General features: G+C 63.5%; 14 protein-coding genes. 7 read left to right on the top strand and 7 right to left on the bottom strand.

Translation table 11 applies throughout. From position 1 onward, the window contains the following. Window positions 1-131: 131 nt before the first annotated feature. The 4 genes from AC2A04_RS08945 to AC2A04_RS08930 all read left to right on the top strand — a co-directional run bounded on the left by AC2A04_RS08945 (window position 132) and on the right by AC2A04_RS08930 (window position 4,672). Window positions 132-1,313 (top strand): acyl-CoA dehydrogenase family protein, encoded by a 1,182-nt coding sequence (locus AC2A04_RS08945; protein WP_484211978.1) that lies wholly within the window; start codon window positions 132-134, stop codon window positions 1,311-1,313. An 8-nt stretch (window positions 1,314-1,321) separates the two neighbouring features. Beyond that, complete coding sequence (locus AC2A04_RS08940; RefSeq protein ID WP_484211977.1) at window positions 1,322-2,524, top strand: CoA transferase; 1,203 nt, start codon at window positions 1,322-1,324, stop codon at window positions 2,522-2,524. Beyond that, window positions 2,521-3,741, top strand: coding sequence for an acetyl-CoA C-acetyltransferase (locus AC2A04_RS08935; protein WP_484211976.1), 1,221 nt, complete (start codon window positions 2,521-2,523; stop codon window positions 3,739-3,741). Before AC2A04_RS08940 ends, AC2A04_RS08935 begins: the two co-directional genes overlap by 4 nt. 244 nt (window positions 3,742-3,985) lie before the next feature. Beyond that, entirely contained in the window at window positions 3,986-4,672 is a 687-nt protein-coding gene (locus AC2A04_RS08930) for an NnrU family protein (protein WP_484211975.1), read from the top strand. A gap of 36 nt (window positions 4,673-4,708) precedes the next feature. On the opposite strand, the gene dxs is transcribed toward AC2A04_RS08930, so the two are convergent. From dxs to AC2A04_RS08895, 7 genes are all read right to left on the bottom strand, one after another. Continuing rightward, a complete protein-coding gene (gene dxs / locus AC2A04_RS08925) occupies window positions 4,709-6,631 on the bottom strand; it encodes a 1-deoxy-D-xylulose-5-phosphate synthase (protein ID WP_484211974.1) in 1,923 nt (640 codons plus the stop codon). A gap of 42 nt (window positions 6,632-6,673) precedes the next feature. Next, window positions 6,674-7,888, bottom strand: a complete 1,215-nt coding sequence (locus AC2A04_RS08920; protein WP_484211973.1) for an MFS transporter — start codon at window positions 7,886-7,888, stop codon at window positions 6,674-6,676. 91 nt (window positions 7,889-7,979) lie between these two features. After that, window positions 7,980-8,453, bottom strand: a complete 474-nt coding sequence (locus AC2A04_RS08915; RefSeq protein WP_484211972.1) for a Fur family transcriptional regulator — start codon at window positions 8,451-8,453, stop codon at window positions 7,980-7,982. Window positions 8,454-8,489: 36 nt separating this feature from the next. After that, window positions 8,490-9,167 carry a peptide-methionine (S)-S-oxide reductase MsrA gene (gene msrA, locus AC2A04_RS08910; protein WP_484211971.1) on the bottom strand — a complete coding sequence of 226 codons (678 nt, stop codon included), beginning with the start codon at window positions 9,165-9,167 and terminating at the stop codon, window positions 8,490-8,492. A gap of 297 nt (window positions 9,168-9,464) precedes the next feature. Further along, on the bottom strand, window positions 9,465-10,244 hold the full coding sequence (gene xth, locus AC2A04_RS08905; protein WP_484211970.1) for an exodeoxyribonuclease III: 780 nt from the start codon (window positions 10,242-10,244) through the stop codon (window positions 9,465-9,467). Beyond that, the gene (locus tag AC2A04_RS08900; RefSeq protein ID WP_484211969.1) at window positions 10,241-10,573 is read right to left on the bottom strand and encodes a HesB/IscA family protein; all 333 of its coding nucleotides are present in this window, start codon (window positions 10,571-10,573) and stop codon (window positions 10,241-10,243) included. The genes xth and AC2A04_RS08900 overlap by 4 nt, the downstream gene beginning before the upstream one ends. Window positions 10,574-10,614: 41 nt before the next feature. After that, complete coding sequence (locus AC2A04_RS08895) at window positions 10,615-10,908, bottom strand: hypothetical protein (RefSeq protein ID WP_484211968.1); 294 nt, start codon at window positions 10,906-10,908, stop codon at window positions 10,615-10,617. 170 nt (window positions 10,909-11,078) lie between these two features. On the opposite strand from AC2A04_RS08895, the gene AC2A04_RS08890 reads away from it, so the two are divergent. The 3 genes from AC2A04_RS08890 (at window position 11,079) to AC2A04_RS08880 (ending at window position 13,678) form a co-directional block, all read left to right on the top strand. After that, entirely contained in the window at window positions 11,079-11,507 is a 429-nt protein-coding gene (locus tag AC2A04_RS08890) for a CBS domain-containing protein (RefSeq protein WP_484211967.1), read from the top strand. Between the two features lie 123 nt (window positions 11,508-11,630). Further along, window positions 11,631-12,956 (top strand): aminopeptidase P family protein, encoded by a 1,326-nt coding sequence (locus tag AC2A04_RS08885; protein ID WP_484211966.1) that lies wholly within the window; start codon window positions 11,631-11,633, stop codon window positions 12,954-12,956. A gap of 107 nt (window positions 12,957-13,063) precedes the next feature. Next, window positions 13,064-13,678 carry an OB-fold-containig protein gene (locus AC2A04_RS08880; protein ID WP_484211965.1) on the top strand — a complete coding sequence of 205 codons (615 nt, stop codon included), beginning with the start codon at window positions 13,064-13,066 and terminating at the stop codon, window positions 13,676-13,678. Window positions 13,679-13,705 lie beyond the last annotated feature (27 nt).

Genomic DNA, 13,705 nt, shown 5'->3' with positions numbered 1-13,705 from the left:
CATCGGAAAAATACACGCTTGGAATTTGATTAACTAAGCGCTTAAACCGGGTGCGACAAACGCAGGGATTCGCAAGGCCAAACCGCAAGGTGCCCTGCGAACGCTCTGCCGCCCGGTTTGAGGATGTTTTGATGAGCGCGCCAAATCCCGGCATGGACCAGGATGTTTTCGAACAGTTTCTCGATCAGTTGAAGCGCTACGTCCGCGAACGGCTCATTCCGGCAGAGCCAGAGGTGATCGCTCAGGACCGCATCCCCGACGACCTGCTGGCCGAGATGCGCGAGATGGGCCTGTTCGGCCTGACCATGCCCGAGGAATACGGCGGCGCGGGGATGAACATCACCCAGTATATCGAGACGATCCACACGCTCAGCTATGCGATGCCCGCCTATCGCTCGATCACCTCGATCAATCTCGGCATGGTCTGCTCGGCGATCAAGAATTCGGGCACTGCGGAGCAGAAGGCCGAGTGGCTGCCCCGGCTGGCTGCGGGCGAAATCGCCTGCTTCGGCCTGACCGAGCCGGGTTCGGGTTCGGATTCGGCGGGCCTGCAGACCACGGCCGTGCGCTCGGGCAATGGTTACATCCTCAACGGCACCAAGCGCTACATCACCAATGCGCCTTTCGCCAAGGTCGGGCTGATCATGGCGCGGACCGCGAAGGAAACCCTGCCCAAGAACGGGCATGTCTCCGCCTTCATCGTCCCGCTCGACACGGCGGGTGTGACACGGGGCAAATCTGACAAGAAGATGGGCCAGCCCGGCAGCCACATCGGCGACATCATCTTCGAGGACGTGTTCGTTCCAGGCGACGCGCTTCTCGGCGGAGAGGAAGGCAAGGGCTTTGCGACGGCAATGCAGAGCCTCGACAACGGACGGCTTTCGGTTGGCGCGGCCAGCACCGCCTATGCCCGGCGCGCGCTCGATACCGCCCTGCGCTATGCCAACGAGCGCAAGGCATTCGGCGAGCCCATTGCCAACTTCCAGCTGATCCAGGCCATGCTTGCCGACAGCCAGGCCGAGATCTACGCCGCCGAATGCATGATGCGCGATGCCATCCGCAAGGCCGACGAGGGGCGCAAGATCCAGATGGAAGCGGCGGCCTTCAAAATGTTCGCGTCCGAGATGTGCGGACGCGTGGCCGATCGCTGCGTCCAGATCCACGGCGGCGCAGGCTATCTCGCCGAGTACGAGGCCGAGAGGTTCTTCCGCGACAGCCGTATCTATCGCATCTACGAAGGTACCACGCAGATCATGCAACTGGTCATCGCCAAGCAGATGCTGCGGGACTTTGCCGCAGGCGTTCAAGGATAGCCGAGGCCATGTACGAACTGCTCGGCAATCTGTCGCTGGTCGAGGTTTCCTCATTCGTCGCCTCGCCCTCGATCGGCCTCTACTGCGCGCAACTTGGTGCCGAAGTCATCCGGGTGGACCAGATCGGCGGCGGGCAGGATTTCCATCGCTTGCCGGTCAATGACCGCGGCGACAGCTTCAGCTGGGAGAACCTCAACCGGGGCAAGCGCAGCGTGGCGCTCGACCTCAGGCATCCCCAAGGTCGTGAACTGCTCGTGGAACTGTGCCGCAATGTCGGAACTCTGGCGACCAACCTGCCGGTCGGCGGTTTTCTTGCGCACGACAAGCTGGCGCAAGGCAGACCCGACATGATCTCGGTACGGGTGATGGGTTGGCCGGACGGGGCGATCGCGCTCGACTACACCGCCAATGCCGCGGTCGGTTATCCCGCCATCACTGGCCACGGCGAGCAACCGGTGAACCACTCCCTGCCCGCCTGGGACCTGGTCACCGGATCCTATGGCGCATTCGCGCTGCTGGCAGCGGTGCAGCGCCGCTCCGCAACCGGACTTGGCGCCGAGATACGCCTGCCACTGACCGACATCGCCATGGGAACGGTCGCCAATCTCGGCCGCGTGGCCGAAGTGCTCTACACCGGGCAGGACCGGCCCCGGCTCGGCAACGCGGTCTATGGCACGATCGGGCGCGATTTCGTTACGGCCGATGGCGAGCGGGTGATGATCGTGGCGATCAACGAACGACAGTGGCAGGGGCTGGTCAGAGCCCTGGGCATTGGCGACGCAATCGGCCGGATCGAAGCGGCGCATCACGTTTCCTTCGCTGATGACGACGGCTTGCGCTTCGAGCATCGTGACGCGATCTTCGCCGCAATCGAGCGTGCCGTGGCTCCCCTCACCCATGCCGAGCTTGCATCCCGTCTCGATGCCCAGAGCGTCACCTACGGGCCTTACAAGACACTGCCCCAAGCCATGGAGGACGAGCGGTTGTTCAGCGCCAATCCGATGTTCGCGATGAGCACCGGCAACCCCAGCGGTTTTTCCTATCCCGCTGCCGGAGCCTTCGCCACGATCCCGCAGATGGAGCGTGGTCCAGCGGTCAGTGCGCCACGCAATGGTGAGCATACCGAGCAGGTACTTGCCGACCGCCTTGGGCTTTCGTCCGGTGAGATCGCCCGTCTGGTCGAAAGCCGCATTGCCGGACTTGCCCGATGAGCAGGATTCGTCGCGCCGCGATTGTCGCACCGCTGCGGACGGCTGTCGGCAAGTTCGGCGGAGCGCTGTCCTCGCTCACTGCCGGCCAGCTGGGCGCGGTCATTCTCAGGTCGCTGATCGAGCGCACCGCAATCGACCCCGAACGCGTTGACGACGTCGTCTTCGCACAAGGCTATGGCAACGGCGAAGCGCCCTGCATCGCGCACTGGTCCTGGCTGCTTGCAGGATTACCCGAGGCCGTTCCGGGCTATCAGCTTGACCGCCGCTGCGGATCGGGGCTTCAGGCGATCATCAACGCCGCAATGATGGTACAGACCGGCGCATCTGACGTCGTCGTCGCCGGCGGCGTCGAAAGCATGTCGAACGTCGAGCATTACTCGACCGACATTCGCAAGGGCGTCCGCGCCGGGGGGCTGACGCTGCATGACCGGCTGACGCGCGGACGCGTGATGAGCCAGCCGATAGAGCGCTATGGCGTGATCAGCGGAATGATCGAGACGGCCGAGAATCTTGCCCGTGGCTACGGCATCTCGCGCGAGGCCTGCGATGCCTATGCCGCACAGAGCCATCAGAAGGCCGCCCGGGCCTGGTCCATGGGGCTGTTCGATGATTCGGTCGTGCCGGTAGCCGTCCCGCAAAGGAAAGGCGAACCGGTCCTGTTTGCGCACGATGAAGGCTATCGCGCCGATGCAACGGTCGAATCGCTGTCACTGCTGCGACCGATCGAGGGCGGTGTGGTGACGGCTGGCAATGCCAGCCAGCAGAACGATGCCGCGGCGGCCTGTCTCGTCGTGGCAGAAGACAAACTCGACGAACTCGGTCTCGAACCCGTCGCATGGCTCCATTCGTGGGCCGCGGCAGGGTGCGATCCCAGCCGCATGGGCATCGGCCCGGTCCCGGCGACCGCGCGCCTGTTCGCGCGCAACGGCCTGACCTGGTCCGATATCGATCTGGTCGAACTCAATGAAGCGTTCGCGCCGCAGGTTCTGGCGGTCTTGAAAGGCTGGGGCTGGTCGCAAGACGACAGCCGGCGCGATATGCTGAACGTAAATGGTTCCGGCATCTCGCTCGGCCATCCGATCGGGGCCACGGGCGGGCGCATTCTTGCGGACCTGTCGCTGGAACTGGCCCGACGCAAGGGGCGCTTCGCTCTGGAGACGATGTGCATCGGCGGTGGGCAGGGGATTGCGGCCATTTTCGAACGCGCAGCCGGATAGCCGAAAAACTTCTTCGAAAAAGCGTCGAACCTAGGCACGCTGACGACCCGCATCGGGATCATGTCCGAAGCGGATGCAGAAATCGTTTGATGCAGTCTCGTATAAGTATCAGAATGTGTCTAAAGAATACGAAGAGGTCGTAATCAAGACAGGCGATACTCAAGCTCGTCACCGTCAGGTCATATTTGGCCTGACCTTGAAGGTCTGGGGTCTCGTTCGTCCAATTGCATAAGAAGAACAAGCAATGGACTGGGGCAAGGATACAATCAATCTCGCATTGGCAATGACAGCCTTTGCGGTAACGCATTTCGTGATGTCGGGATTTTTGCGCAGAAGCCTGCTCGTTGCGCTGGGCCGGCAGTTCTTTTTGCTGCTCTACTCGCTGGTTTCCCTATGCTTGTTTTCTTGGGGCGTGGTGGCTTTCGACCGTGCACCGGCGACAGTTGCACTGTGGGACGGCACCCATCCTGTGGCCTGGATTGCAGGAAGCATTCTCTCGATTGCCGCCCTTGCGCTTTTCCTGCCTTCCTTCATGGGAAATCCGGCTCTCGCCGGAAAGAAGTCGGCCGGGGTCAGCAACATCATTCCTTCAGGCGTGTTCACGATCACCCGTCATCCCATGATGTGGGGCATCTCGCTCTGGGCTCTTTCGCACATCGTTGTCGCACCAGAACTGCGCGTGTTCCTCTTCATGGGCACACTTGTCGTGGTGGCGCTTCTGGGGTCCTATTTGCAGGACAAGCGGAAAGTCTCGTTGAACAGCCGCGAGTTCACTCCCTGGATGCGCCGCACCTCTTTCCTGCCTGACCCGACGAAGTTTGGCAGGATACCCTTCGTCTGGACCATCGCGCTGATCGTCTGGTTTCTGGCAACAACCATCCACTGGCACTTCTTCGGCATACCTGCCGGCCTATGGAAGTGGATCGGCTGAGCAAATGGAGAACAGCCGCTTTCAGGCGTGATCGGTTCAGGCCCGCGCTTCGCTTACCCCGGCGCTGTTGTGGCGCAAAGCCTTGAGCACGGTATCGACGATCTGCGGGGCATTCAGCCCGGCCTCGTCATACTGCTTTTCCGGCGCATCGTGATCCTGGAACACGTCAGGCAGGCGCATTGTCCGGATCTTGAGGCCAGCATCGGTCAGGCCCTCGTCGCTCGCCATGGTCAGCACATGTGCGCCGAGGCCTCCGATCGAACCTTCCTCGACCGTGACGATGACCTCGTGCGTCGCCATCAGGCTGCGGATCAGCGCTTCGTCGAGTGGCTTGGCAAAGCGCAAATCGGCCACTGTCGTGGACAACCCGCGCGCCTCGAGCTGGTCGGCGGCCTTGAGCGCCTCGGCAAGACGGGTGCCCAGCGATAGCAGCGCAACCTTGGAGCCCTGTCGGACGATCCGACCCTTGCCGATCTCGAGCCGCTCGGGAACGTCGGGCAGCGCCACGCCCGTGCCATTGCCGCGCGGATAGCGGAATGCAATCGGCCCGCTGTCATGGCACGCAGCGGTATAGGTCATGTGGACCAGTTCGGCTTCGTCGGCCGCCGCCATGACGACCAGATTGGGCAACGTGGCGAGATAGGTCACGTCGAACGAACCGGCATGGGTCGCGCCATCCGCGCCTACCAGCCCGGCGCGATCGATGGCGAAGCGCACCGGCAGGTTCTGGATGGCAACATCGTGCACGACCTGGTCGAAGGCACGCTGGAGGAATGTGGAATAGATCGCGCAGAACGGGCGCATGCCCTCGGCGGCAAGGCCTGCTGCAAAGGTGACTGCATGCTGTTCGGCAATTCCGACGTCGAAGCTGCGCGTCGGATGGGCCTTGGCGAACTTGTCGACGCCGGTGCCGCTGGGCATGGCAGCGGTGATTGCGCAGATGCGCGGATCGCTGTCGGCAAGCTTTGCCAGCGTTTCGCCGAACACGTTCTGGTAAGCGGGCGCGCTCGCCTTGGCCTTGACCTGTTCGCCGGTGATCACGTCGAACTTCTGCACGCCATGGTACTTGTCTGCGGCTGCTTCGGCGGGACCGTAGCCCTTGCCCTTCTGCGTCACGACATGGATCAGGCATGGCCCTTCGGCCGCATCGCGCACGTTCTCGAGCACGGGAATCAATTGCTCGATGTTATGCCCGTCGATCGGTCCGACGTAATAGAACCCGAGTTCCTCGAACAGGGTGCCGCCCATGGCCATTCCCCGCGCGAACTCGTCGGTCTTGCGTGCGGCTTCATGCAAGGGCCGAGGCAGCTTGCGCGACAGGCGTCGCGCAATGTCGCGCAGGCCGAGGAACGGGCGGGACGATACCAGCCGGGCGAGATAGGCCGACAGGCCACCAACCGGCGGCGCAATCGACATATCGTTGTCATTGAGGATCACGATCAGACGATTGCCCGCGCCCTGGGCGTTGTTCATCGCCTCGTAGGCCATGCCAGCGCTCATCGCGCCGTCGCCGATGACCGCGATCCCCTTCCCCGGGCGATCTGTCAGCTTGTTGGCAATGGCAAAGCCCAGCGCTGCCGAGATCGAGGTTGAGGAGTGCGCCGTGCCGAACGGATCGTATTCGCTCTCACTGCGCTTGGTGAAGCCCGAAAGGCCACCGCCCTGGCGCAGGGTGCGGATACGGTCGCGTCGCCCGGTCAGGATCTTGTGCGGATAGGCCTGGTGGCCGACGTCCCACACCAGCTTGTCGTCAGGGGTGTTGAATACATAGTGGATCGCCACGGTCAGTTCGACCACGCCAAGCCCCGAGCCGAGATGTCCGCCAGTCGTACCGACGGCAGAGATCATCTCGGAGCGCAGCTCATCCGCCAGTTGGCGAAGCTGCGACGGCGCGAGCTTGCGAAGATCTGCGGGCGTATCTACCGTGTCGAGCAACGGTGTTGCCAGGTCCTGACTCATCCCACCGCCCTTACACGCATGCGTGCGCGCTGTCGAACGCGATCAAGCGCCCCCCGCCTTCCCCATTGTCCGTGGCATTGCCAAGGCGGACAGGACCAGAATCAGCGCGGCAAGAGCGAAAAGGTAGCCCGGCGCCGCAATATCTCCGGTCTTCGCTACATAGCGCGTCAGCAGGACAGGCGTTGCCCCGAAAGTGACCGCCACGATCGCGCCGTAACCAATGCCGACCAGCCCTGCCCGATGCCGTTTGGGCGTGGTCTCGACGAACGCCGCATAGGCCACCGCTGCAGAGATCGTGGCGAGCAGCAGCAGGATGGCAACCGCCGTGACGAACTGGGCCGGCGGCCCAGGAGCGATCCCCCATCGGAACACCGGCACGGAAACGATGGTCGCGACCAGCGCAAAGACGAGATTCACCCGGCGCCGGCCCAGCCGGTCTCCAAGATAGCCGCCGATCAGCAGCCCCACGATCTGCGTCGCCGCGCCTGCCATCTGCATGAGATAGCCATTGGTCACCTGGATCTTGAGGAATGTCACGGCGTAGACGAACATGAAGTCGCCTGTCGCGCCCGCCAGCAGGAAACCGAACACGCCGACAAGCGCCGCGACGTAGGCCCGCAGGTCGAGCCTGACCACGACATTCGGTCCTGCTTCCGGCAGGTGCAGCGTCTCATCGAGTCGACGCCGCAGGACAAAGGCCAGCGGCACGATTCCCGCGCCGATGGCAAAGGCGATGCGCCATCCGAAGGCATCGAGCTGCGCGGGCGTGAGCAGGCTCGCCAGCACAAGTCCGACCAGCCCGCTGGCCAGCACGCCAATACGCATCGCAACGAGCTGCAGCGCGATCAGCAGTCCGCGCCGTGCAGGCGGTGCACTTTCGGCCAGAAATGCCGTGGTTGGGCCAACATCGCCGCCTGCGGCCAGGCCCTGCAGCAAGCGCCACATCACGACGAGAACAGGGGCCAACACCCCGATCGCTGCGTAATCGGGGGTAATGGCCATGCCGAGCGCACTAACGCCCATCAGTGCGAATGTGGCGAGCATCGTCGGGCGCCGCCCGATCCTGTCAGCCATCAGCCCGAACAAAATTGCCCCAAGCGGGCGGGCGCCGAACCCTGCGCCGGCGGTCATCAGAGTGAGCAGCAGCGCGCTGCCGGGAGCGCCCGCTGGAAACATCACGCGCGAAACGTTGACGGCAAAGAAGCTGAAGCTCAGGAAATCGTAGAATTCCAGCGCGTTGCCGGAAATGACTGCCACGAATTGCCGCCACGTAGGCAAGTGTCGCTGTTCGTGCATTGCGCCCTCCCCCCACAAGAGAAGGCCAGCTTAGCCCAGTATCGCAAAGGCGCTAGGCCAATTCGCCCTGCGCGCACTCGGCGCAATGACCGCGAATCTCCACGACCGGACGCACTTCGGCAAAGCCCGCGCCCTGGGCGGCACTGCGCAGCGCGCCGGTCAGGCGGTCATCGTCGATGTGCACCGCCGAACCGCAGACATCGCAGATCAGGAAGATGCAGTCATGGCGGCAGCCGGGGTGACTGTTGGCGACATAGGCATTGGCGCTTTCGACCCTGCGCGCCAGATTGGTGCGCACGAACAGATCGAGAATGCGATAGACCGAATTGGCCGCAACCCGTTTGCCCCGATTGCTGCCAACGCTTTCGGCAATGTCGTAGGCCGAGGCCGGCTTGGTCCGGGCGGCAAGCGCCTCGAATACGTCGGCGCGCATGTCGGTCCATTGCTCACCAGCATCGAGCAGCGCCTTGCGCGCCGCCTCTACCAGCTTCTCGCCTGCGAAATCGTGGTGATTGTGCCCCGCCATGATCGATAGATAGGATCGCGCAGGGCGATGCGCAAATCAGTTCCGCGTAAAGGCGGGCTTGTAGAGATCGGGGAACATTCGCTTGAGCGCCGCAACCTTGGGCGCATCCCAGCGGCGGATGTATCCGTGCTCTGGATTGTTCGCCATGAAATCCTGATGGTATTCCTCTGCGGGGTAAAAGCCCTTGTAGGATTCCGTCGCGGTCACCAACGGGCGCTTCCACAGGTCCAGCCTGCGCAGTTGCGCGAGGTATCCTGCTGCCACGCGAACTTGCTCCTTGTCCATCGGCACGATGGCATTGCGATACTGCGAGCCGTGGTCGGGACCCTGATAGTTGAGCTGCGTGGGATTGGTGCCCACTGCAAAGAAGATGCGCAAGAGCTGGTCGTAGCGGACCTTGGCCGGATCATAGGTAACGCGGACCGCCTCGGCATGTCCGGTATCGCCATTGCCGACCTTTTCGTAGGTCGCGTCCTTCCTGGCACCGCCATGATAGCCCGAAACGACGCTGGTCACGCCCTTGACGTGGCTGAACACGCCTTCGATGCCCCAGAAGCAACCGCCCGCAAAGACCGCTACCTTCTTGCCCGGCGTCTCGTTCGCTTTGACCGCCGCGTCGGGCGTTGCCATCACGTCTTCGGCGAGCGCCGGACTCTGGCAGGAAGCGGTGGCAAACCCCACCGCAGTCAGAACGGTGAGGAATGCGCGGTTCATGTTATCGGGAGACCTCGTGCGTTTCGTCGGTGGACGCGAGCGCGGTTGCACCCACAGTCATGCCCATCACGGCTGTACCCATGATGAACCCGAATGCCAGAGCGCGGAAGAAGTCAGGCTTGAACAGGCCCATCGAATCACTTTCGGAGAAGCTGAAGAGGAACTTGGCTTAAGAGCTTCGGCCCTCTTGCAAGGCGGCCCCTTAACGCGGTGTGACGCCATGCACAGGTCGGCGTTCATGCCGACGACATTTCCGCAGACCGTTTCGCACTTGCGGCAAACCGTTAGGGCGATTGGCTAGGGGTTGCGCAAGGTGACCCAGATAGGCGCGTGATCGCTTGCTTTCTCGCGCCCGCGATAGGCCTTGTCGACACCTGCCGCGATCAGGCGATCCGCAAGATCGGGCGAAAGCAGAGCGTGATCGATGCGGAAGCCGTGATCGCGCTGCCATGCCCCTGCCTGATAGTCCCAGAACGTCCAGACCCCGCCCAGCGGATTGAACAGGTCGATCGCGTCGGTCCAGCCATCGTTGAGCAGGCGGCGGTAGGCGTCGCGCGATTCGGGCTGCATCAGCGCATCGCTGGACATGGCGCGGACCGAATAGGTGTCCTTGTCCTCTGGGATGACGTTGTAATCGCCGATGACCAGCGCGGGCAGTTCCTGTGCGGCAAGTTCGGCCATGCGCAGGCGCAGGCGCTCCATCCACCGCAGCTTGTAATCGAACTTCGGGCCTGGCTGGGGATTGCCGTTGGGCAGATAGATGCACACGACGCGCAGGCCGTAGACATCGGCCTCGAGGTAGCGTGCGTGCTCGTCTTCGGGATCGCCGGCAAGCCCGCGATGCGCTTCGACCGGCTTTACCCCGTCAGCCAGGATGGCAACGCCGTTGAAGCCCTTCTGTCCGTGCCAGATCGCGTGATAGCCGATCTTCTCGAATTCAGCGAAAGGAAAGCCTTCGTCCTGCGTCTTGATTTCCTGCAGGCAGGCAACGCTCGGGCGTGTCTCTTCAAGCCACTCGAGCAGGCGCGGAAGGCGGGCCTTGATCCCGTTGATATTGAACGAGGCGACCTTGATCATATCGCGAAGCTGGCTCCGCAGCCGCAACCGGACGCCGCTTGCGGGTTGCTCACCCGGAACGCCGCACCGCCCAGCGATTCGACGTATTCCACCACGCTGCCTTCGAGCAGGCCGAGGCTAACCTCGTCGACCAGCAGCCGGACGCCATCGGTCTCGGCGATGGTGTCGCCATCCTCGGGCGCCTCGGCCAGGCCGAACTTGTACTGGAAGCCCGAACAGCCACCCCCTTCAACCGAAAGGCGCAGGATTGCAGGTGCGCCCTGCCTTGCGGCAATCGTGGCGACGCGCGCGGCGGCGCTGGGGGCGAGCGTGACTACGGTTTCGGACATCGCTTCTAGATAGGCACTGCGCACGCAAGACTCAACGCCCCTTACCGGTTGCGCTCGTCTTCCAGCGGGTCCTCGATCGATTCATCGTGGCCCGTGCCGCTCGAAAGGAACACCAGCCCCATCAAGGCGGCCATCAATAGCATCGCCAGACCAAGGCCCAGCGCGGTGGCAATATAGAAGTGGATCGAGACGAAGCCGACCTGCCGGTACATCACCGCCAGCACCAAGCCGACGACGGCTCCGGTAAACGCTGCCATCCACTTCATGATCCTGCGATAGCGCGCCCATGCAAAGCTCGCATTGCGGGGATCGTCGAGGGGAGATCGGCCAGTCATGAGAAAGGTCCCTTGCGCCTCGAAAATGGTGCAGGCAAATGCTTTCGCAATGGCCAATTCGATGGCATGATCCGCACGGGAGACCGGCGGAACGCAAGACGTCACAAAGGCCAAGATCACGAAGATGCGCGGCCATGACGCAGCTATCCGCGAACCGAATGGAGGATGCCATGACGATTGCCCAGGTCATTGCCGGACGCGGTGAAGTGTGGAGCTGCAGCGCCGACGATAACGTGTCAGATGCGGTCGACATGCTCGCCAGCCACAGGATCGGCGCGCTCCCCGTGCGCGACGGGCAAAGCGCGGTGGCCGGCATCTTTTCGGAACGTGACATGATGCGTTGCCTGCACAAGCATGGCGAGGCGGCGCTGCACATGAAAGTGCGCGACATGATGACCGCGCCGGTCATCACCATCACCCCGCAGACGACCGTGCTCGAAGCGCTGGCCCTGATGACCCAACGGCGTTTTCGCCATTTGCCCGTGGTCGAAGGCGGCAAGATGGTCGCGTTCGTGTCGATCGGCGATCTGGTGAAGCATCGGATCGACAAGATCGAGGCCGAGGCCGACGCGATGAGGGTCTATATCCAGCAGGCCTGACCTTCTTGACGCCTGGCCACGGGCCCGGTCGGCTGTCGTCAGTGTACCGGCAATCGTCATTCGTCGATTAGCGCTCCCCTTTCATCTGAAACCATCTAGGTTCGGTGAAAAAGGGGGACTGCCATGTATCTGAACCGTCGCATGCTGCTTGCTGGTGCTGCTGCCAGCGCCGCTATCTCGATAACGGTGCGCGCGCAGGTCCTGCCTCCCGCAGGCTTCGGCACGCCAGCAGGCACCTTCCCCTTTTCGGCAGACGTCTATCGTGAGCGCCGCGCCCGCCTCATGGCCACGCTCAAGGACGGCGTCGCGGTGATCCACGGTGCCCGGCGCGATTCCACCAGCGGACCGGTGAGCCCGCCGTTCTACCAGAGCGGCGACTTTGCCTGGCTGACCGGAATTGTCGACGAGCCAGGCGCCGTCCTTGTGCTGGCACCAGCCGAGCGCACCTACCGCGAGTTCCTGCTGCTGCCATCGCGCGATATCGAGACCGAGCGTTGGGATGTCGAGCGTTTGCCGCTCGGCTCGCAGATCGAGGCGCGCACCGGCATCCAGCGCGTGCGTCGGGTCTCCGGGCTCGATGCGCTGGTCACGGGAATCGCCGCGCGTTCGCGTACGCTGCATTTCATGGGGCCGATCGCCAGCGCAGGCAGTCCGGTTCCCCCCGCGCTCGATCTTTACGGCCGGATCATGGCGCGCGTTCCCGGCTGCGAGATCAAGGACCAGAGCGCTCTGCTCCCATCCTTGCGCACCGTAAAGGAGCCGCGCGAGCTTGACCTCATGCGCCGCGCGACCGCTGCCACCAAGGCGGGCCATCTTGCTGCGATGAAGGCCGTCCGCCCCGGCATGACCGAGCGCCAGCTTACCGCCGTCCTGGAAGACGGCTTCCGCGCAGGCGGTGGCGAGGGGCTGTCCTACGATTCGATCGTGGCCACCGGCCGCAACGCTGCCTCGCTGCATTATGCCCACGGCAATGCGCTGATCGGTGCGCAGGATCTGGTGCTGATCGACGCGGCGGCATCGGTCGGCACTTATGCCTGCGATGTCACCCGCACTTTTCCGGCCTCGGGCAAGTTCACCCCGGCCCAGCGTGCTGACTACGATCTGGTGCTTGCCGCGCAGGAGGCGGCCGCGCGCATGCTCAAGGCCGGCGTCATGCACGAGGACATGACCGAGGCAGCCAATGCCGTGTTCCGCAAGGCCGGACGCATCGACGACTTCACGCACGGGCTTGGCCACTTCGTCGGCCTCGATGTCCATGATGCGGGCGATTACAGCAAGCCCCTCCCCGCAGGCGCTGTGCTGACGATCGAGCCGGGACTCTACAACCAGCAGTCCAATCAGGGCATCCGCATCGAGGATCTCTATCTCGTGACGGCCACGGGCGCCGAAAGGCTGAGCACCGGCATTCCGCGCACCGTCGCCGAAATCGAGGCGTTCATGGCGCGCTAGAAGTCGCGCCGTTTCGAGGGCTTTTTGGCAGTGCGGCTTGCCGATTCCGCTTGCCTCGGCTGCGGCCCTTGCCATGATCGCAGGCCAATCGGGGGAGTGCATTCGCGATGTCTGGGCTTCTTGCGCCCGAAAACCAGCCGTTCGCGGTGGCGCTGGCGCTGCTCGCGCTGCTGGTGCTCGTGCAGGTTACCGGCTTGTCCGATCTGCTGGGCGATGCCGATGGTCCCGATGCCGATCTCGATGCAGGGTCGGCGCTTGCCAGCATTGCCGGGATTGGTTCGCTCCCCTTCATTGTCTGGCTTTCCTTCCTGCTGGCGATCTTCGGACTTGTCGGCCTTTCGTTGCAGGAGCTGGTGGCATCGATCTTCGGCGCGCCATTCAGCCCCCTGCCCGCCATGGCGATGGGCCTTGCCGCCGCGCTTCCGGTCAATGCCGTGGTGACCCGCGCGATCGGCCGCATATGGCCACATGACGAGACGACCGCCGTCCCGGTCGATGCGCTGATCGGACGGCGCGGGACGATCGCCGTCGGGCGTGCCTCGCGCAACAGCCCTGCCCGCGCCAACGTGCGCGACCTTCACGGACAGGTTCACCTCGTCATGGTCGAGCCGCACGAAGACGGCGCGACACTGCCGGAGGGCGCCGAGGTGCTGCTGGTGCGGCGCGACGGCGAACTGTTCTACGCGATCGATGGCGAAGGCCCGATCCGCCTGTCCAACTGATCCACTTATTCAAGGCCCAAGCGGGAG

It is taken from the genome of Novosphingobium sp. HNCC26DJ243, assembly GCF_057180545.1.
This window is presented reverse-complemented; position numbering and strand designations above follow the sequence as displayed.